The 19,971-nt window shown below is 64.0% G+C and carries 18 protein-coding genes and 1 other RNA gene; 15 read left to right on the top strand and 4 right to left on the bottom strand.

Features of this window, described 5'->3' with window-relative positions:
• Positions 1–309: 309 nt before the first annotated feature.
• A partial coding sequence (locus ASD44_RS08215; RefSeq protein WP_156460921.1) for an alanine racemase occupies positions 310–1,486 on the top strand: 1,177 nt, incomplete at its 5' end.
• A gap of 36 nt (positions 1,487–1,522) precedes the next feature.
• On the opposite strand, the gene ASD44_RS08210 is transcribed toward ASD44_RS08215, so the two are convergent.
• Both ASD44_RS08210 and ASD44_RS08205 read right to left on the bottom strand, forming a co-directional pair.
• On the bottom strand, positions 1,523–2,701 hold the full coding sequence (locus ASD44_RS08210) for a lytic murein transglycosylase (RefSeq protein ID WP_056110562.1): 1,179 nt from the start codon (positions 2,699–2,701) through the stop codon (positions 1,523–1,525).
• 73 nt (positions 2,702–2,774) lie between these two features.
• Positions 2,775–3,566, bottom strand: a complete 792-nt coding sequence (locus ASD44_RS08205; RefSeq protein ID WP_056110560.1) for a GH25 family lysozyme — start codon at positions 3,564–3,566, stop codon at positions 2,775–2,777.
• A gap of 206 nt (positions 3,567–3,772) precedes the next feature.
• On the opposite strand from ASD44_RS08205, the gene ASD44_RS08200 reads away from it, so the two are divergent.
• The gene (locus ASD44_RS08200; protein ID WP_056110558.1) at positions 3,773–5,149 is read left to right on the top strand and encodes a serine hydrolase; all 1,377 of its coding nucleotides are present in this window, start codon (positions 3,773–3,775) and stop codon (positions 5,147–5,149) included.
• Positions 5,150–5,180: 31 nt separating this feature from the next.
• Here the strand turns inward: ASD44_RS08200 and ASD44_RS08195 are convergent, their stop codons facing one another.
• Together ASD44_RS08195 and ASD44_RS08190 are read right to left on the bottom strand one after the other, a co-directional pair.
• The gene (locus tag ASD44_RS08195) at positions 5,181–5,849 is read right to left on the bottom strand and encodes a class I SAM-dependent methyltransferase (protein WP_056110555.1); all 669 of its coding nucleotides are present in this window, start codon (positions 5,847–5,849) and stop codon (positions 5,181–5,183) included.
• The gene (locus ASD44_RS08190) at positions 5,846–7,093 is read right to left on the bottom strand and encodes a DUF3419 family protein (protein ID WP_056110553.1); all 1,248 of its coding nucleotides are present in this window, start codon (positions 7,091–7,093) and stop codon (positions 5,846–5,848) included. The genes ASD44_RS08195 and ASD44_RS08190 overlap by 4 nt, the downstream gene beginning before the upstream one ends.
• A gap of 215 nt (positions 7,094–7,308) precedes the next feature.
• Between ASD44_RS08190 and ASD44_RS18130 the strand changes: the two genes are divergently transcribed.
• The 13 genes from ASD44_RS18130 (at position 7,309) to murD (ending at position 19,970) form a co-directional block, all read left to right on the top strand.
• Positions 7,309–7,509, top strand: coding sequence for a hypothetical protein (locus ASD44_RS18130; RefSeq protein WP_056206758.1), 201 nt, complete (start codon positions 7,309–7,311; stop codon positions 7,507–7,509).
• A 137-nt stretch (positions 7,510–7,646) separates the two neighbouring features.
• Positions 7,647–8,366 carry a DnaJ family molecular chaperone gene (locus ASD44_RS08185; RefSeq protein WP_056110551.1) on the top strand — a complete coding sequence of 240 codons (720 nt, stop codon included), beginning with the start codon at positions 7,647–7,649 and terminating at the stop codon, positions 8,364–8,366.
• On the top strand, positions 8,363–9,148 hold the full coding sequence (locus ASD44_RS08180; RefSeq protein WP_056110550.1) for an N-acetylmuramoyl-L-alanine amidase: 786 nt from the start codon (positions 8,363–8,365) through the stop codon (positions 9,146–9,148). Before ASD44_RS08185 ends, ASD44_RS08180 begins: the two co-directional genes overlap by 4 nt.
• Positions 9,149–9,313: 165 nt before the next feature.
• Complete coding sequence (locus ASD44_RS08175) at positions 9,314–10,090, top strand: transglycosylase SLT domain-containing protein (RefSeq protein WP_056110548.1); 777 nt, start codon at positions 9,314–9,316, stop codon at positions 10,088–10,090.
• An 81-nt stretch (positions 10,091–10,171) separates the two neighbouring features.
• An RNA gene (gene rnpB, locus ASD44_RS17965) (RNase P RNA component class A) lies at positions 10,172–10,564 on the top strand.
• A gap of 380 nt (positions 10,565–10,944) precedes the next feature.
• A complete protein-coding gene (mraZ, locus tag ASD44_RS08170) occupies positions 10,945–11,403 on the top strand; it encodes a division/cell wall cluster transcriptional repressor MraZ (RefSeq protein ID WP_056110545.1) in 459 nt (152 codons plus the stop codon).
• Entirely contained in the window at positions 11,400–12,416 is a 1,017-nt protein-coding gene (rsmH, locus tag ASD44_RS08165; protein WP_056110543.1) for a 16S rRNA (cytosine(1402)-N(4))-methyltransferase RsmH, read from the top strand. Before mraZ ends, rsmH begins: the two co-directional genes overlap by 4 nt.
• 3 nt (positions 12,417–12,419) lie before the next feature.
• Positions 12,420–12,803 carry a hypothetical protein gene (locus ASD44_RS08160; RefSeq protein ID WP_056110541.1) on the top strand — a complete coding sequence of 128 codons (384 nt, stop codon included), beginning with the start codon at positions 12,420–12,422 and terminating at the stop codon, positions 12,801–12,803.
• Positions 12,800–14,506: a penicillin-binding protein 2 gene (locus tag ASD44_RS08155; RefSeq protein WP_056110538.1), complete on the top strand. Its 1,707-nt coding sequence runs from the start codon at positions 12,800–12,802 to the stop codon at positions 14,504–14,506. Before ASD44_RS08160 ends, ASD44_RS08155 begins: the two co-directional genes overlap by 4 nt.
• A gap of 81 nt (positions 14,507–14,587) precedes the next feature.
• Positions 14,588–16,033, top strand: a complete 1,446-nt coding sequence (locus tag ASD44_RS08150; RefSeq protein WP_056110536.1) for a UDP-N-acetylmuramoyl-L-alanyl-D-glutamate--2,6-diaminopimelate ligase — start codon at positions 14,588–14,590, stop codon at positions 16,031–16,033.
• Positions 16,030–17,463: a UDP-N-acetylmuramoylalanyl-D-glutamyl-2,6-diaminopimelate--D-alanyl-D-alanine ligase gene (locus ASD44_RS08145; RefSeq protein ID WP_056110534.1), complete on the top strand. Its 1,434-nt coding sequence runs from the start codon at positions 16,030–16,032 to the stop codon at positions 17,461–17,463. Before ASD44_RS08150 ends, ASD44_RS08145 begins: the two co-directional genes overlap by 4 nt.
• Before the next feature lie 22 nt (positions 17,464–17,485).
• The gene (gene mraY, locus ASD44_RS08140) at positions 17,486–18,568 is read left to right on the top strand and encodes a phospho-N-acetylmuramoyl-pentapeptide-transferase (RefSeq protein ID WP_056110531.1); all 1,083 of its coding nucleotides are present in this window, start codon (positions 17,486–17,488) and stop codon (positions 18,566–18,568) included.
• Between the two features lie 4 nt (positions 18,569–18,572).
• Positions 18,573–19,970 carry a UDP-N-acetylmuramoyl-L-alanine--D-glutamate ligase gene (murD, locus tag ASD44_RS08135; RefSeq protein WP_056110529.1) on the top strand — a complete coding sequence of 466 codons (1,398 nt, stop codon included), beginning with the start codon at positions 18,573–18,575 and terminating at the stop codon, positions 19,968–19,970.
• The last annotated feature ends 1 nt before the right edge of the window (position 19,971 follow it).

Here is a 19,971-nt window from a genome sequence, read left to right as displayed (position 1 = left end):
TGGCCTCGTAAGTCCCATGCATAGCCTCCTCATCAAAGAGCTATGGCTGGGAGTCTAGGGTCATTTGGCCCACAGACAAGCGGAAAATGTGCTGCATTGCGACAGGACTGTGGAATTTTCTACCCATTCTATAGGCTTAAGGTTTGAAATCGCTGCCGAAATTACGGAGCCGGCCCTGTGCAAAAAATGTGGCGAAACTGCCTTATTCGGGTTTCGGTCTGAGTCCCGACAAGCGGTGTTCAAAATCCCTTGAAGCGGCTTGAAAGCACGGTTCTTTCCGCGTGCCGGACCGGATAGAGTGCGCCAACNCCCGGACGACCCGGTCTACTGCTTCCGGCCCCAGGTGCTGAAGGCGGATGCCCGCCAGTTCATGAGCATGTTTCCCGGCAAGACGGCCTATGCGGTAAAGACCAATGGCGAGCCGATGGTGCTCGAAACGCTGGTCGAGGCCGGTGTGAAGGCGTTCGACGTTGCGTCGCCTGGGGAGTTCGCGGCGGTGCGCGCGGTCTCGTCCGATGCCGAGATGCTCTACATGCATCCGGTCAAGGCCCAGTCGGACATCAAGCTGGCGCTGGAAAAATACGGCATTCGGGTGATCGCCGTCGACCATGAGGACGAGATCACCAAGCTGACCCGCGTGGTGCGGGCGCTGGATATCGACCCCGGTTCGATGACGGTATACGTGCGCGTGCAGACCAAAGGACACGCTGCTTACGAACTGTCCAAGAAATTCGGCGCCGGTCCGGCCTATGCGGTCGAGCTTGCGGAGCGCCTGAACCGCACCGGCTACAAGGTCGGCCTGTGCTTCCATGTCGGCAGCCAGATCGAGGAGCCGGACACCTATGAGCGGGCGCTGGCCTCAGCCGACTGGGTGCGCAACCGGCTGTCCTTCGATCTGACAGGGCTCGATGTCGGCGGGGGCTTTCCCGCCGAATACGGCCACGACCCCAACCGCAAGACGGTGGCAATGCCGTCGCTGGCCGAACTCATGGCGCGGTTGCGCGGTGATCTCAAGGAGTACGGCTTCGGCGAGGTGCCGCTGTTCGCAGAGCCGGGCAGGGTGATCGTCGCGCGCTGTTTCTCGCTGATCGTGCGCGTCCTCCTGCGCAAGGGCAGGCGGCTCTACATCAATGACGGCATCTGGGCGTCGCTGTCGGACTCATGGACCGGCAAGATCACCTTGCCGGCGCGTTTCATTCCCGATCCCGCCATCCGCTCGCGCAACGGCTCGGAAGCCAACATCGTGCCGTTCAAGGTGTGCGGGGCGACCTGCGATTCCGTCGATATCCTGTCGCGGCCGTTCTGGCTGCCGGAAACGGTGGATACCGGCGACTGGATCGAGATCGGCCACATCGGCGCCTATTCGCTGTCGCTGCGGACCCGCTTCAACGGGTTCTACCCCGACACGTTCGTGGAGGTGACGACACCGTTCGACGAGGGCGAGGCGCCGCAGGGACTGGCCAGCCTTGAGACGATGGCGGGGTGAGTTCTTTGCCTTCTCCCCCAGGGGGAAGGCAGGGCGTCAAAGCCTCGCCAGCAGGTCCGGCGTTGGCCAGCCATCGACCGCGATGCCGAGACGCATCTGCTCCTTGCGGATCGCCTCGCGCGTGTTGTTGCCAAGGATGCCGTCGACCTTGCCGACATCGTAGCCCCGCGCTTCGAGCCGGGTTTGCAGGTCCTTCATCTGGTCCATGGTGAGGCCGGTTTCGGGATTGCGCGGATCGTAGGCCGGCGCGCCGGCGAGGCGGGAGGCAAGGACAGCGGCGGTCAGCGCATAGGTGGCCGACTGGTTCCACTCCAGATAGACGTCGTAATTCTCATAGGCGAGGAAGGCCGGACCCTTGCGGCCCATCGGCAGGACGATACCGGCCTTGAGGCCGTTGTCCTGCAAGGGCGAGCCGTCAGGGTTGGTGACGCCCCATTCAGTCCACTGTGACAGCGGCAGCTTGTTGGAGCGGCCGGTCTGGTCCCAGGGCATCTCGTCCTGTACGCGGACCTCCTGGATCCAGGGCTGATCGCGCTTCCAGCCCTTCATCTCCAGTTTCTTGGCCGTGGTCATGATGACATCGGAAGCGCTGCCGCGCAGATCGATGGCGCCGTCGCCATCGCCATCGACGCCGTCCGCCAGATAATCGGCCGGAAGCATCTGCGTCTGGCCGATCTCGCCGGCCCAGGCGCCCTTGACGTCGGCGGGCACGATGCCGCGGTCGATGAGCTTCAGCAGCGGGATGAGCTGCGGCCGGAATACCTGCGGGCGACGGCAGTCATGCGCCAGCGTCACCAGCGCGTTGAGGGTGTTGAAATCGCCCTGCACGGCGCCGAAATCGGTTTCCAGCGCCCAGAAGGCGCCGACCACCGCGCCGGGCACACCGAACTCCTGCTTCGCCCGGGCGAAGACATCGGCGTATTTCGCCAGATTGGCCGCGCCCTGCTTCAGCCGATAGGCCGAGATCATGCGGCCCGAGAACTGGTTGAAGGTTTGCGAGAAGACGCCCTGCGAGCGGTCGCGGGCCAGCACTTTGTCGTCGAGCGTGGCAATGGCCAGCGCCTCATGGCCGGCCTGGCCGACGCCGGCTGCGGTTGCCTCGGCAGAGACGCCCTGTTTCCAGTTGGCGAAGTCGCCGCCGCATTCCTGCGCGGCGGCCGGCAATGCCGATGCCGCCAGCAAAAACGCCACGAATGGGCTGAAGCGCGATTTCATCGTTTCTCCGGGAACAGTTGCTGGGCACCGCTTGCCGACAACATGTGTCGAAAAGCAGGCAGGGGAACCCGTGTCAACGGGTGTTTTGTCTCAGCCAGCTATTCCAGGCGGCTTCCGAGCCGTTGAAAACGTTGATGTCGGCATTACCCTTCATGCCCGGGATGACGCCGGTTCCGGTGTACTGCCAGAAGGTGAAGGGGTGGCTGCCGTACTTTTCGCGCGGATGGCCGGCGACCGAGCGAAGCCAGTAGGGGTAGCCGCGGAAGCCCGAAAGACCGTTGTCATCGAAGAAATCGATCGATGTGTAGATGATCGGTTTCTTGCCGTAGTGCTTCTCGACGATCGACAGGAAGATGCTCATCTCGCTGCGCACGGTGGCGGCGTCGGGACGCAGCTTGCAGGTCGGGGATTGCGGGTTCCATTCCATGTCCAGCACCGGCGGCATGGACGAGCGCTCTTTCGGCACGTTCTGGATGAACCAGCGCGCCTGTTCGGCCGCGGGGCGGCAGAAATAGTAGAAATGATAGGCCGCGCGCGGGATTCCGGCCGCTCTCGTGCCGCTCCAGTGCTGGGAAAACCGGTCGTCGACGCGGTCGCCGCCCTCGGTCGCCTTGATGAAGGCGAAGGAAATGCCGCTGGCCTTTGCCTGGCGCCAATCGACCGAGGTCTGGTACTTCGACACGTCGGTGCCGTGGACGGCATAGTTCCAGGGCGCGCCGCTCACCCATTCATGCGGATCGGAGTCGGCGAAGCGGGGGGAGCGCACGGCGACGCCGGATCCGCCCGAGGGGACCGGCACGAGGTCGTTGACCGTCGAGCATGCGGCCAGCAGCGTCAGCGCTAAGAGTGCCGCGAAACGGCGCATATGTCCCCCCGACCGGTTACAGGTCATGCCAAAGGTTGCGTCCGTCGGCTTCATCCCGCTCCGCGCTATCCCCGCAACCCACTTGCCACGAATTCATCGCCGAACATGGTTGATATTCGGTTATGCCAAGTGAATCGGCTGCAATTTTGCGGGAGCAATGGCGGCGAATCCATGGCAGACCTCATGGCGAGCATGGAGGAGGCGCAATGCGTATCGTGGCAAGGATCGTGAAATGGTTTCTGGCGCTGCTTGTCCTCGCCGTCGCCGGGCTATTCACTTGGCTCTATGTCTCGCCGCCTGATCTGATCCGCATCGCCTCCGGCTATTCCGCCAAGATCGTCTGCTCGAATGTTTTCCTGGCCGACAGGGACGCCGGGGAGGTGCTGGCCGTCGATGTGCAGGCGCCCGGCCATCCGCTGCTCAAGCTGATGCGGGTTGACGTGGACAGGGAGGCCGGCACCGTTTCGGCGGGGTTGTTCGGCATCCTTGGCCGCAGCGTGGCGATCCGGCGCGATGGACTCGGCTGCACCAGCGTTCCAAATGGCGATGTAGCCGCCGCCAGGGCGATAGCGGGACCGACTTTGACGCCCGCGCCGCCGCTCGATGCGCCGTGGCCGGAAGGCAGCCGGGTCGATCCCTCGCAGGACACGGAGGTGAAACGGATCCTCGACGATCCCGCCCTGACCGGCCCCGGCATGCGCGCCGTGGTCGTGGTCAAGAACGGGCGGATCGCCGGCGAGCGATATGGCGAAGGTTTCTCCGAGAAGACGCCGCTGCTCGGCTGGTCGATGACCAAGACGGTCAATGCGGCGATCGTCGGCACGCTGGTGAAAGACGGCAAGCTTGCGATCGATAAGAACGGACTGTTCGAGCCTTGGAAGGCCGACGGCCGCGCGGCGATCAGCATCGCCGACCTGATGGCGATGTCGAGCGGCATGCAGTTCAATGAGGACTATGGCGACGTCACCGACGTGACGCGCATGCTCTATCTGGCGCCCGACATGGCGGGTTTCGCCGAGGCAAAGCCGCTGGAAGGCGATGTCGGCAAGGTGTTTTCCTATTCCAGCGGCACCGCGGTGATGCTGTCACGCATCTGGCAGGATGCGATCGGCGACAAGGGCAACGCGCTGGCCTGGCCACGGCTTTCCCTGTTCGATCCGCTCGGCATGCAGAGCGCGGTGATGGAGACGGATGAGACCGGCACCTTCGTCGGGTCGTCCTATCTTTACGCTACGGCGCGCGACTGGGCGCGCTTCGGCCAGTTCCTGCTGCAGGACGGCGTCTGGAACGGCAAGGAAATCCTGCCCGCCGGCTACGTCGCCTGGATGCATGAGCCGGCGCCGGCCTCGAACGGCATCTATGGCAGGGGCCAGGTCTGGACCGAGGGTCCGGGCGACGAGGAGAGTTCGGACGTCGCCGCCGGGTTGCCCGAGGACAGCTATTGGCTGACCGGCCATGACGGGCAGACGATTGCCGTCGTTCCCTCCGAAAAGCTGGTCGTCGTGCGCCTCGGCCTGACGCCGTCGAAGCTGCAGTATCGTCCACAGGTGCTGGCCAGCCAGTTGCTGGTGGCGCTGAAATAACTATCTGGAGCGAGCCTCGAAGGACGCACCACTATCTTTTCAATATCCCCAGAATGGCATAGCCGCGATAAAGCGTTTGGAAAGAGAGGTTTGCGCCCGTTCGCGCAGATTCCGATTCCAGCACTTCGCGCAAAGAATCACGCGGCGATACGTGGAACCGGCGCAGCCAGCCGCGCAGCGCCACGCGGAACCACGCCGGCAAGCGTTCCTGCCCGCCGAAATCGACGACATGCAGAGAACCGCCAGGCGAAAGCGCCGCGAGCGCCGCAGTCACCGCTTTTTCCCACTCCGGAATCATCGAGAGGGAATAGGAGATGAAGATGCGGTCGAAGCTCTTCACCTCGCCGAACAGAATCGACGGGTCGAAATCGGTGGCATCGCCGCGTGCGACGGTCACGCGCCCGGAAAGGGCGTCGCGGGCGAGAGCGGCCCGCGCCGTTTCCAACATCTCGTTCGAGATATCGAGGCCGAAGAAGCGGGCGTTCGGATAGCGGCGCGCTGCCAGAACGAGATTGCGCCCGGTGCCGCAGCCGAGTTCCAGCACCGTGCCGCCGGCCGTTACATCGAGACCGGCAACCAGCCGGTCGCGGCCGAGCAGGTAATATTTGCGGGTCAGGTCGTAGATGTGGCGCTGCCAGCGATAGACGCCGTCCATCAGTTCGGCGTGGCCGCCGAGCCGTTCGGCTGCCGGCGTGCTCATGCGGCGCGCTTCACATAGAGATGGAAGCCGCCATAGATGGCAGAGCGATCGCGTGCCGAGAAATCAAGCGAGGCGTCCTCTTCGTAGCTCCACTGGTCGAGCAGCGAGGCCGAGACACGTCCGGGCAGCAGGCTGGGCTCGGCGGCGGTGCGGAAAATGACGCGTGCGCCTGCCGCGGCGGTGCGGGTGATTTCCGTCCACAGCGCATTGAGCTGCGCGTCGGTCATCCAGTCCTGCGCGTCGAGCAGCACGAAGCGATCCACCGTTCCGGCATCCTTGGCGGCGAGGAAGTCGATCATGTTGGCGTGGTGGATGGAGGCGCGTCCGACATTGGCCTTGAGTGTCGGGTAATTGCGCTTCTCGAGATAGGCGGGCAACGCCGCTTCGTCCGGTTCGGGGTAGCGGCGGGCAAAGGCCTGCCAGGCGAAGTAGTTGTCCTTCAGGGGAAAGCCGCAGGCGAGTTTCTCCAGGCGCGCCCTGAGCACGCTCGCCATGGTGCCGTCGCCGGAGGTGATGAGCGAATCGTATTGTGCCGGCGGGATGCCGAGGCCGAACAGCGACGATTTCCGTGCGGTGGCCCAGCGCAGCAGGCGGCGGTCGAAAACCGGCGCCAGCTTCTCATCGAAGAAGCGCCGCTGCTCTTCCATCGTGCCGGCGCGCAGCAGTTCGGCCGGGTCGACGCCGTGCAGCTTTGCCGTACGATGTCCCGCCGCGATGAACAGGCCGAGAAGGCCCGTCTGGTAGAAATTGCGGTTGAATATCTCGATGCGGCGCCGGCCGCGCCAGCTTTTGCGTTCCCAGTAATGGCGGCTGACGGGATCGAGATGCGGCGCGACGAAGCGGTCATAGGCCGCCGCATTATGCGCATTGCCGACGCTGCCGAAGAAGCGGAAGACATCCGCCTGCGAGGGCAGGTGCCGCATCGCCGCCAGCTTCATGCGGTTGAGGGCGATATGCGCGGCGTTGAGGTCGACAGCCTCGACGCTTGCGGGCGAGCGCGTCAGATAAGCCAGCACGTTGCAGCCGCCGGAAGCGATCGTGACGACGCGATGGCTTGAGCCGAGCGCCATCGCTTCCATGTCGATATCGGGATCCTCCCATATCTGCGGATAGACGAGGCCGGAAAACAGTAGCGCGAAAAGCCGCTCTGAAATGCCCGCCTTTGAGAGGGGGCGGTTCTGGTAGACGGCCTTGCCGACTTCCTTGCCGCGACGAAAGACCAGTTCACCTGAAATGTCGGTCATGGAACCGCGAATCCCCGATTTGCATTGAGGCAAGCGGGTATCGCAGGGCGATGACAGGTCGATGACGCGTTGTGTGACAGGCGGCAAGGTTGCCAAGGGCCCTCGCTGTTCTGTTGTTACAAAACGAAACGCAACGTGACGAAACGGAATCCGCCACCAGGCATTTTCTCTCCGACCGCCGCCGAAAACGGCGTTATTGCGAAAGGAGAGATGTCATGAAGAAATTTGTTCTCGCTTCTGTTTCCGCTTTGGCTTTGCTGGGCGTTGCCGCCTGCAGCGACAGCGGTACCGACACCACCACCACGCAGAGCACCAATCCGCCGGCTGCGGAGCAGCCGATGAATCCGAGTGCACCGGCTAACCCGGAAGTGAAGCCTGTTGAACCGGCTCCGGCAACCCCGGCTCCGGCCAAGTAATTAGCGTGAGTGAGTAGAGAAAGGCCGGCGTTTGCCGGCCTTTTTTTTGTTTGGGTGGCAGGAATGGTCATCCGATAGCAAGCATGTGAAGACGTTTGGCTTGCGGTGTGCAAGCGGTTCGCTCTACACAGGCGCCCATGTCGATTTGGGATCGCATTGGCGACTTCATTACCCGTGTTTCCGCCTCGGCGACGTCCGGCGTCGCCGATCTGGTGGAGGCCGTCCGCACCGTATTTTCCGGCGATGCGGAACTGCGCCGCCGCGTCGCGTTCTCCGTTGCGATGATCGCGCTTTCGGCCAAGATGGCCAAGGCCGACGGCGTCGTGACGCAGGAGGAAATCCGTGCCTTCCGCGAGATTTTCGAGGTTCCGCGCGAGGAGACGCATCATGTGGCGCGGCTCTACGATCTGGCGAAAAAGGATACCGCCGGCTTCGAGGCCTATGCAGAGAAAATGGCGCAGCTTTGCGGTTCGGGGCATCAAAACTGCGACATGCTGGAAAATATACTCGACGGGCTGTTCCATATCGCGACCGCCGATGGTGTGCTGCATGAACGTGAGGCCCGGTTCCTCCAAACTGTCGCAACCGTCTTCAAGATCGACGAGGCTCACTACCAGAGCATCCTCGCGCGGCATGTACATCTGGGACGGGACGATCCCTATGCGATCCTCGGGATAGAGCGGGGCAGGCCGTTCGAAGACGTCAAGAAGCACTACCGCAAGCTTGTCGCCGAAAACCACCCGGACCGGGCGATCGGGCGCGGACTGCCGCAGGAATTCATCAAGATCGCCACGGCGAGGGTCGCGGCGATCAATGCCGCCTATGAAATGATCGAAAGGGACCTCGCGCCGGCATGACGGAGTTCGCGCCCGATCATATCAGCGCCGCGGTGAGGCCATCGCCCAACTTCGGTTCCCGGCGCGGTACGCAAGACCCCGACATGATCGTGCTGCACTATACAGGGATGGACAGCGGGGCCGCCGCCGAAGACTGGCTCTGCAATCCGCAAAGCGAAGTTTCTTCCCATTACCTCGTGCATGAAGATGGTCGCATCGTTCAGATGGTGCGCGAAAAGGATCGCGCCTGGCATGCCGGAAAAAGCTTCTGGCATGGCGTAACGGACAACAATTCCTGTTCCATCGGCATCGAGATCGTCAATCCAGGCCATTCCAACGGCTATCCGTCGTTTCCAAAACGGCAGATCGGGGCGGTGATCGACCTGTGTTCCGGTATTGTTGGGCGGCACGCTATCGTCCCGGAGCGCGTGCTGGCGCATTCCGATATCGCGCCGGGTCGGAAGGTCGATCCGGGCGAGAAATTTCCCTGGCGAACTCTCTTCAAGGCAGGGATCGGACATCTGGTTCCCGCCGCTCCAATACGCTCGGCAAAAGGCCTCGGTTTGGGTGACACCGGACCGTCCGTGGAGGAACTTCAGGCCCTGCTGCAGCAGTATGGCTATGGCGTTGAGGTCTGCGGCAGGTTCAACAACAAGACCAGAACCGCGGTCGAAGCCTTCCAGAGGCATTTCCGCCCGCGCCGCGTCGATGGCGTCGCCGATGCGTCCACCATCGGGACATTGCGCGCGCTTCACGAACGCCTTCCAAAGGCAACCGGAAAGCAACCTGTTCAATTTCTTTAAGTTACATACTGTTACGCAATGTGAATTGCGCTGCCCTTTTTGATGCGCATTGGGCCTGCAAAAGCCTGTTCCGCACCCGTGCTGGTCAATACACATAAATAAACCAGCACTATTCGAGGTTGCCGCTGAAAACATCTTTCAAGCGGCCGGGACAAACAGGACCAAATGAAGAGCTATATTTTTGTAGCGGCCGCCATTGTTGCCGCGATGACGAGTTTTGCTGCCAACGCCAAAGATGTCGGGGACGTCTACACGGGTGAGGCAGCCAAGAAAATCGAAGCGGGCAAGACCAAAACCGCCAAGTCGCCTGAGAAAAACGACGCCGGCATCTGCTCCGTCTTCGGATGCCAGAGCGCGGCCATCAAGCCAGGAACCAAGAAGGCCGCGAAGGCTGACGAAGCCCCGTCCAAGTCCGCCAAGGTTGCAAAAGCCGGCACGGAAAAGGCCAAAGCGGCCAAAGCGCAGAAGCGCGCGACGAAGCCGGTCAAGACCGTTTCGCTCAAGGCGCGCAAACGTACGATCGGAAAGCCCGCGGTGATCGCCGCGGCCTCCGGCGGTACGCGCTATTCGGCCATCGTTTCGCGCTATGCCGCCAGCTACGGCGTTCCGGTTTCGCTTGCCCATGCGGTGATCAGCGTCGAGAGCAACTATCAGCCGAACATCGTCGGCAGCGCCGGCGAGATCGGTCTCATGCAGATCAAGCCGGCGACGGCGCGGATGCTGGGCTACAGCGGTTCGGTGGCCGGGCTCTACAATCCGGAGACCAACATTAAATACGGCATCAAATATCTGGCGATGGCGCAGGATTTGGGCGGCGGAAGCACCTGCGGCACGATCCTGAAATACAATGCCGGACATGCCGCCAAGCGGATGAATCCGGTGTCTTCAGCCTATTGCGCCAAGGTCAAGGTGCAAATGGCGGCGCTCGGCGTCGGAGCCTGATGGCTGGCCGGCGAGGCGGGCACTCCGCCCTGCCGGCTTTTTCGTTTGCGTTTTCATGCGCGAACCCCTTTATACGCTCTGCCAGCTGGCCGGGCGGCCGCACCCGCGAAGCCGAAAGGCTGCGGGTGAGGAAAGTCCGGGCTCCATGGAAACACGGTGCCGGCTAATGGCCGGCGGGGGCGACCCCAGGGAAAGTGCCACAGAAAGCAAACCGCCGCGATTTTCGCGGCAAGGGTGAAAGGGTGGGGTAAGAGCCCACCGCGCGGACGGTAACGGACGCGGCAAGGTAAACCCCACCGGGAGCAAAACCGAATAGGGGTGGCGCGAAGGGCAACCTTCAGGGCTGTTTCCGGCCCAGTCACCCGGGTAGGTTGCGTGAGGCGCATGGCGACATGCGCTCAAGATGAATGGCCGCCACGTTCCTGCCGCGAGGCAGGGGCCATACAGAACCCGGCTTACAGGCCGGCTGGCATTTTTCGACATTTGTGCCTTGCAGCGACGGCGACCCGAGCGGTCGGCCGCCGCCGTCGGCGCTCGGCCGTTTAAACGGTTCGTTAGGCTTAATGGACGATAAATACGGGAATCTGCGCAAAGCCCTGTGACAGGGGCCTGGCGCCCGATTCGTGAAGCTTGTTCCCGTTGACGCCCATAGTGCCCCATGTTATCCCATTCACTCATTCAAGCCTTCGTTCCGTGTCAGGGTGAAGCGTACGCCAGACGGGCAGCCGCTGTGGCTTTTCGTTTGCAGACCTTCGCTCGCCCGAACACATGCGAAGCGCGCAAGGGACCGCGCCGAGGCGACGCGGATGCGAGGATGGAGAGGGGTGCGGCGGCGGAAGCGGCTGTAGGGCGTCATGGACCGTTTTCTGTCAAACGCGGTGAACAGGATCGACGCCAAGGGGCGGGTCTCCGTGCCGGCGCATTTCCGTTCGGTGGTGCAGAAGCGCGGTTATGCGGACCTCTATGCGCTGCGCTGCCTGGACAATCCGGCAATGGACGTGGGCGGGCCCGATCTGCTGGACCGCTACGAGCAGCGTATCGCGCAGGAGGACCCTTTCCTGCAGACGGCGGACGACATGTCCTTCTTCTGCCATGGCGACGGAGCGTTCCTGAAGCTGGACCAGGACGGGCGCATCACCGTCACGGATTTCATCCGCGAGCATACGGGCATCTCGACGGACGTGGCGTTCGTCGGACGTGGCAATTTCTTCCAGATCTGGGAACCGGCGCGGCTGGCGACTTATGGGGCGCAGGCGCGGGCGCGGCTTTTGAAGCTTCGGCAGGGGACGAAAACCGGGGGGCAGCCGGAATGATGGCGGGCCACGGCGATGACCTTCACGCCGTTGGCGGACCGGCCCGTCACATTCCGGTCCTTCTCGCCGAGGTTCTGACGGCGCTTTCGCCGCGGCCGGGTGAAACCATCATCGACGGAACATTCGGCGCCGGCGGCTATACCAAGGCGGTCCTGGAATCCGGCGCATCGGTTGTCGCCATCGACCGCGATCCCGACGCGATAGCGGCCGGCAGGCCGCTGGAGCAGGAAGCCGAAGGCCGGCTCCGACTGGTACAGGCGCCGTTCTCAACTCTCGACGAACATGCCGAAAGCGCCGATGGCGTCGTGCTCGATATCGGTGTCTCCTCCATGCAGATCGACCAGGCGGAGCGCGGTTTTTCCTTCCGCTTCGACGGCCCGCTCGACATGCGCATGGCGCAGGCGGGCCTGAGCGCCGCCGAAGTGGTCAACAGCTTCAAGACCGGCGACCTGGCGCGCATCTTCGGTTTCCTCGGTGAGGAGCGCCACGCCGGCCGCATCGCCCGGATGATCGAACAACGGCGGGAGAAGCGTCCCTTCGAGCGGACGCTCGATCTCGCCGACGCCATCGAGACGCATATCGGCCGCAAGCCGGGCGACAAGATCCACCCGGCGACGCGCGTGTTCCAGGCGCTGCGCATCTTCGTCAATGACGAGCTGGGCGAGTTGGCGAGGGCGCTGCTCGCGGCAGAGCGCGTGCTGAAGCCGGGCGGGCGGCTTGTCGTGGTCACGTTCCATTCGCTCGAAGACCGTATCGTCAAGCGCTTCATCGCCGACCGTTCCGAGATGGGCAGCGGGTCGCGGCACATGCCGGAGGCGCAGGCGCGCGTCGCCACGTTCCAGAAACTTGGGTCCGCGGCAACCGCCGGCGAGGCCGAACTTTCCGCCAATCCGCGTTCGCGCTCCGCCCGGCTGCGGGCCGCGGTGCGCACCGGGGCGCCCGCGCGCTCGGACGATCTTTCGATTTTCGGCCTTCCAAAGCTGCCCGGCATCGACCGCCCGGGAGAGAGGTAAGACGTGTTCCGTACCACCGACATAGTCCTGATCGCTGTCATGGTTTCGGCTGCGGCCCTGACCTACAAGATCAAGCGCGAGGCCGAGGAACAGCAGACGGTGGTGCACCGGCTGCAGGCACAGATCAACGCCGAGGAAGACACGATCGACCTGCTGAAGGCCGACTGGAGCCTGTTGACGCAACCCTCACGGCTGCAGAAGCTGGCAGAGATCTACAAATCCCAGCTGGCGCTCGAGCCGGTCGATCCGCACCAGATCGTCAAGCTGGACGATATCCCCATTCGGGCGCTGACGATCGAGGATCTGTCGGCGGACCCAGGTGGCGACATGGCCGACAACGGCCAGGACAAGACGGTCGATCAGACGGTCACTGGAGCGGTGCGATGATCGGCAAGCTGCTGAAAAGGGCCTCGACGGCCGCATCCGACGGCTCCATCGTGTTCGACAGCGCCCGCAAGGCGACCGGGGGCCGCACCAGGACGCGCACTGTCATGACGATGGCAGTGTTCTTCGCCATTTATTCGACGATTGCCGGGCGGCTGGTCTATCTCGGCTTCCAGGACCCGGATACCTCCGGGGTTCCGGCGAGTCGCATCACCGCGTCGCGACCCGACATTGTCGACCGCAACGGCGAGGTGCTGGCGACCGACATCAAGACCGCGTCGCTCTATGCTGAGCCGCGCCACATCGTCGATGCCGACGAGGCGATCGAGCGGCTGGCGACGGTGCTGCCCGAGATCGACTACGAGCAGACCTATCGCAAATTGAAGAGCGGGGCGGGGTTCGTCTGGCTGCAGCGCCAGCTGACGCCGAAGCAGCAGGGCGAAATCCTGCAGCTCGGCATACCGGGCATTGGCTTCCGCACCGAGAAGCGCCGGTTCTACCCAGGTGGCGAAACCGCTGCCTATGTCGTTGGCCTGACCAACATCGACAATCAGGGCATCTCCGGCATGGAGAAATATATCGACGAGCAGGGCCTTTCGGACCTGCAGCAGTCGGGGCTCGCCATCGCCAAGGATCTGAAGCCGGTGCAATTGTCGATCGACCTGCGGGTCCAGCATGTCGTGCGCGACGAGGTGGCGATCGGCATGGAGAAATATCATGCGATCGCCGCTGGCGCCGTCGTGCTCAACATCAAGACCGGCGAAGTGCTGGCGATGGCGTCGGTGCCGGATTTCGATCCGAACAATCCCTATAACGCGCAGGACAAGGACCGGCTGAACCGCATGTCGGCCGGCCTTTACGAGATGGGCTCGACTTTCAAGAGCTTCACCACGGCCATGGCGCTGGATTCCGGCAAGGTCACCATGGACACCAAGTTCGATGCGACGCGCCCGATCCGCATCGGCCGCCAGACCATTCACGATTTCCACGGCAAGGGCCGCTGGCTGACCGTGCCGGAGGTGTTCATCTACTCGTCCAACATCGGTTCGGCCAAGGAGGCCGACGTGGTCGGCATCGACGGCCACCGCGAGTTCCTGCATCGCCTCGGCATTCTTGAAAAAATGCAGACGGAATTGCCGGAAGTCGCCAGGCCGACCGAGCCGAAAGTGTGGAAGAAGGTGCATTCCATCACCATCGCCTTCGGACACGGCGTCTCGACGACGCCGCTGCAGACGGCGGTGGGTTGTGCTGCGCTGATGAGCGGCTTCCTGATGGAGCCGACCTTCCTGCGCCGCACGCAGGAAGAAGCGATGGCGACCGCCAAGCGCGTGGTCAAGGAAACCACGGTCGCGGGGATGCGCTATGTCTACCGCCTCAACGCCGAGAAAGGCTCAGGCCGCAATGCGCGCGTGCCGGGCTACCGCGTCGGCGGCAAGACCGGAACCGCGGAAAAGGTCGTCAACGGCCGCTATTCCAAGGAAAAGAACTTCAACGCCTTCGTCGCGGCGTTCCCGATGGATGATCCGCAATACATCGTTTTGAGCATCGCCGACGAGCCAAAGGCGGAAAAGCCGGGCATGGGCGCCACCGCGGCGTCGAACGCCGGCATGATTGCCCACAACATCATTGCCCGTTCGGCCGCCATGCTTGGCGTGAAGCCAGATTTCAGCCATGAAAATGATCCAACGCTGGTTTCCTTCCAATGATTCTTCCGGCGTTTCCGCACAGGCCGGCGGAATTGCCCTTGCGCCCGATGCGCGTCCATTCGTTGCCATGACTGGGATTCGATGAAGCTTAGAGATCTAGCCGGTATCCTGCCTGTCGAAGGGCTCTCCGACACCGCGGTAACCGGCGTTTCGTCGGATTCCCGGCAGGTCGTGCCGGGAACGCTTTTCTTTGCGCTCGCGGGCACGAAGGCTGACGGCATGGCCTATGCCGCCGACGCCGCCAAACGCGGTGCTTCCGCCATCGTGACCTCGACGCGCGGCAGCACCGGCGTTTCGGTTCCGGTTATTGAGGTAGAGGACGCGCGCCTGGCGCTGGCGCTGACGGCGGCTAAATTCTATGGCCGGCAACCCGAGACGATGGTCGCCGTGACCGGCACCAGCGGCAAGACCTCGGTGGCGGCCTTCACCCGCCAGATATGGGAGCAGGCGGGTTATGCAGCCGCCTCCATCGGCACCACAGGGGTGGTGGCCCCGGGCCGCAACGACTACGGCTCGCTGACGACGCCGGACCCGATCGCCCTGCACAAATTGCTCGCCGAACTCGCCGATGCCGGCGTCAGCCACGCCTCGATGGAAGCATCCAGCCACGGCCTCGACCAGCGCCGCCTCGATGGCGTCAAGCTGAAGGCCGGCGGATTCACCAATCTAGGTCGCGACCACATGGACTATCACCCGACCGTCGAGGCGTACCACCAGGCCAAGATGCGGCTGTTCGAGGCGCTGCTGCCGAAGGGCGCGCCGGCGGTGATCTTCGCCGACGATCCGTGGTCGGAACCGACTATCAAGGCTGCAACGGCATCGGGCCTGGATGTACTGACCGTCGGGCGGCACGGGAATTTCCTCAAGCTGAAGCGTGTCGAGCACGAACGCCATCGGCAGCGCGCCGAGGTCGAGTTCGAGGGCGTGCTGCGCGAGATCGACCTGCCGCTTGCCGGCGATTTCCAGATATCCAACGCGCTCGTCTCGGCAGGTCTGGCGATCGCGACCGGCACGCCGGCGGACAGGGCGCTTGCCGCGCTGGAGAAGCTGAAGGGAGCGCCGGGCCGCCTCGACCTCGTCGGCACGACCGTCGGTGGCGCGCCGGTCTATGTCGACTACGCCCACAAGCCCGATGCACTGGAGAATGTGCTCGCCTCGGTGCGGCCCTTCACCACCGGGCGCGTGGTCGTCGTGTTCGGCTGCGGCGGCGACCGCGACACGGGCAAGCGTCCGATCATGGGCGAGATCGCAGCGCGGCTGGCGGACGTGGTGATCGTCACCGATGACAATCCGCGTTCCGAAGTTCCCGAAGCCATCCGTGCTGCGATCCTCGTGGCTGCCCCCAGCGCCATCGAGATCGGCGACCGGCGGCGGGCGATCCATGAAGCGGTAGCGATGCTGAGGGCGGGCGATACGCTGATCGTCGCCGGCAAGGGCCACGAGGAAGGGCAGACCGTAGGGTCGCAGACCCTGCCGTTTTCCGATCATGAAGAGGTGCGGGCAGCGCTGAAGGAGCGCGCAGCATGACCCTTTTGTGGACTTCGGACGCGCTGGTGCAGGCCATGGGCGGCCGTCCTTTCGGTACGCTGCCAGCGGGCGTCACCGGCATTTCGATCGACAGCCGCAGCCTGAACGCTGGCGACGCTTTCTTCGCCATCAAGGGCGACGCGATGGACGGCCATGACTTCGCGACCGCTGCCGTCAAGGCCGGCGCCGCGGTGCTGGTCGTGGCCGAGGGCCGGCTGGCCGGGCTCGGCCGTCTCACCGCGCCCATGGTGGTGGTGCCGGACGTTCTGGTGGCGCTTGAAAAACTTGGGATCGCGGCGCGCAAGCGGACCACCGCCAAGGTCATCGCCGTGACCGGTTCGGTCGGCAAGACCTCGACCAAGGAGGCGCTGCGCCACACCCTTTCAACGGTCGGCACCGTGCACGCCTCCGACAAATCCTTCAACAACCACTGGGGCGTGCCGCTGACACTGGCGCGGCTGCCGCAGGACACCGATTATGCCGTGTTCGAGATCGGCATGAACCATCCCGACGAGATCCGCCCGCTGGTGAAGATGGTAAGGCCGCACGTCGCCATCATCACGCTGATCGCGGCGGCGCATCTCGGCTTCTTCCGCAATCTCGACGAGATCGCCAAGGCCAAGGCCGAAATCTTCGAAGGTATCGAGCCCGGCGGCTCGGCGCTTTTGAACCGTGACGATCCGCGCGCCAACATGCTGGGCAAGATGGCGCGCGCCGCCGGCGTCGAGCATGTCTACGGCTTCGGCGAAAATGCGCGCTCGACCTACCGGCTGCTGCAATGCGTGCTGCATGTCGATCATTCCACTATCACGGCCAAGATCGGCGGGCGCGAGATCGTCGCCCGGATCGGCGCCGCGGGCCGCCACATGGTGCAGAACGCGCTGGCCGTTCTCGGCGCGGCGCACCTCGTCGGCGCGGATGTACCTGCCGTTGCTATGGCGCTGGGCGATTTGTCGGCGGAGGCGGGCAGGGGAAAGCGCTACAGGCTGCGCCACCCGAAAGGCACGATCACGCTGATCGATGAAAGCTACAACGCCAATCCGGCTTCGATGCAGGCAGCGCTTTCCCTGCTCCAGGCCGCGCCGGTCGGCGAAGGCGGGCGGCGGGTCGCCGTCCTCGGCGACATGCTGGAACTGGGCGAACATTCGGCAAAGCTGCACGCCGCTCTGGCCGGACCGGTCAAGGATGCCGGCGTCCAAGTGCTTCTGCTGGCCGGGCCGCACATGCAGGGGCTGGCCGATGCCCTGTCGGGCGAAGTCGAGGTCGTCTACCAGCCGACGGCGGATGATTTGAAGCCCAAGCTGATGGCCATGGTCGAAGGCGGCGACACGGTCGTCGTCAAGTCTTCGAAGGGGATCGGCTTTTCCAGGCTGATCGATGCGCTGCTGAAAAAATTTCCGGCGGATGCGCCTGTCAAAGGACAGGGCTAGGGCCGGATCGGGGGACAAACGGATGTTTACGCTGCTCGTCGATTTCGCGGAAGATTTCCAGGCGTTTAACGTCTTTCGCTACATCACGTTCCGAACTGGCGGCGCGCTGATCACCTCGGCGCTCATCGTCTTCATCTTCGGCCCGGCGATCATCAATTCGCTGCGCCTGCGGCAGGGCAAGGGTCAACCGATCCGCGCCGACGGGCCGCAGACGCATTTCAAGAAGGCCGGCACGCCGACGATGGGCGGATTGATGATCCTGACCGGCATCATCGGCTCGTCGCTGCTGTGGGCGAACCTGACCAGCGTCTATGTCTGGACGGTGCTTCTGGTGACCGTCGGCTTCGGCGCCATCGGCTTCTATGACGACTATCTGAAGGTGACGAAGCAGTCACATCTCGGCTTTTCCGGCAAGGCGCGGCTGGCGCTGGAGTTTGTCATCGCCGGCATCGCCGCCTGGGTCATCATGCACAACGGCCAGGAGCCGTTCTCGTCATCGCTGGCCTTCCCCTTTGCCAAGGAATTCCTGATCAATCTCGGCTGGTTCTTCATTCCGTTCGCGGCGTTCGTGGTGGTGGGCGCCGGCAATGCCGTCAATTTGACCGACGGGCTCGACGGCCTCGCCATCGTGCCGATCATGATCGCGGCCGCGTCCTTCGGCGTCATCGCCTATCTGTCGGGCAACGCCGTGTTCGCGGAATACCTGCAGATCCATTTCGTGCCCGGCACCGGCGAGCTGGCCGTGGTTCTCGGCGCGGTGATCGGCGCAGGCCTCGGCTTCCTCTGGTTCAACGCGCCGCCGGCGGCGATCTTCATGGGCGACACCGGCTCGCTGGCGCTCGGCGGCCTCATCGGCACGGTCGCCGTCGCCACCAAGCACGAGATCGTCATGGCCATCGTCGGCGGCCTGTTCGTGGTCGAGATACTGTCGGTGATCATCCAGGTCGGCTACTTCAAGATGACCGGCAAGCGCGTCTTCCTGATGGCCCCCATCCACCACCATTTCGAGAAGCTCGGCTGGACGGAAAGCCAGGTGGTGATCCGCTTCTGGATCATCGCCGTCATCCTGGCGCTGGTCGGCCTCTCCACTCTCAAGCTCAGGTAGACCCGTGATCCCCGCAACGACCTTCGGCGGCAAGCGCGTTTCGCTGTTCGGGCTCGGCGGGTCCGGCATCGCGACCGCGCTCGCGCTCAAGGAAGGCGGGGCCGAGGTTCTGGCCTGGGACGACAATCCCGACAGCGTGGCCAAGGCCGCCTCGCAGGGCATCGCCACCGCCGATCTGCGCGAGGCCGGCTGGTCCGGCTTTTCGTCTTTCGTGCTGTCGCCGGGGGTGCCGCTGACGCATCCGAAGCCGCACTGGACCGTCGACCTGGCGCATCAGGCGGGCGTCGAGATCATCGGCGATGTGGAGCTGTTCGTGCGCGAGCGTGCGAAGCAGTCGCCGGATGCGCCCTTCATCGCGATCACCGGCACCAACGGCAAATCCACCACCACCGCGCTGATTGCGCATGTGCTGAAATCCGCGGGACGCGACACGCAGATGGGCGGCAATATCGGCCGCGCGGTGATGACGCTCGATCCGCCTGCGCCCGAACGGCACTACGTGGTCGAATGCTCATCCTATCAGATCGATCTCGCGCCCTCGCTCGATCCGACGGCCGGCATCCTGCTCAACCTGACGCCCGACCACCTCGACCGGCATGGCTCGATGGAGCATTACGCCGCGATCAAGGAGCGGCTGGTAGCCGGCAGCCGGACGGCCATCGTCGGGGTCGATGACGACTGGTGCGCCAAGATCGCAGACCGGCTGGAGCGCGCCGGCAGTGATGTCGTGCGCATCTCCAAGCGGCGGGCGCTCACGGACGGTTATTTCGCCGACGGCGCGAACCTGATGGAAGCAGCCGGGGGCCGCGTCAGCCGTGTCGCCTCGCTGGACAGCATCGGTTCGCTGCGCGGCCAGCACAATGCGCAGAACGCGCTCGCCGCCCTGGCCGCCTGCCTCAAGGTCGGGCTGAGCGCCGCGGAAATCCAGTCAGGCCTGCAAAGCTTCCCCGGGCTGGCGCACCGCATGGAGCAGGTCGGCCGCAAGGGACATGTCCTGTTCATCAACGATTCCAAGGCGACCAATGCCGATGCCGCGGCGCCGGCGCTGTCGAGCTTCGAGCGCATCTACTGGATCGCCGGCGGACTGGCGAAGGAAGGCGGCATCGAGCCGCTGCGCGACTACTTTCCGCGTATCGCCAAGGCTTACCTGATCGGCGAGGCGGCGCCGGCCTTCGCTGCGACTTTGGGCGAGGCGGCGCCTTACGAGATCGCCGGCACGCTGGCGGCGGCGGTCGAGCACGCCGCGGCGGATGCGGCCCGCGAAACGGGCAGCGAGGCGGCGGTGCTGTTGTCGCCGGCCTGCGCCAGTTTCGACCAGTTCAAGAATTTCGAGGTTCGCGGCGAAGCCTTCAGGCAAGCTGCGAATGCTATCGAGGGTGTCGAACCCATCGGAGGGAAGTGAC

Source organism: Mesorhizobium sp. Root554 (assembly GCF_001427025.1).
In the GTDB taxonomy this organism is placed as follows: Bacteria; Pseudomonadota; Alphaproteobacteria; order Rhizobiales; family Rhizobiaceae; genus Mesorhizobium.
The sequence above is the reverse complement of the archived record's forward strand: the minus strand, read 5'-3'. Positions and strand labels throughout refer to the sequence as shown.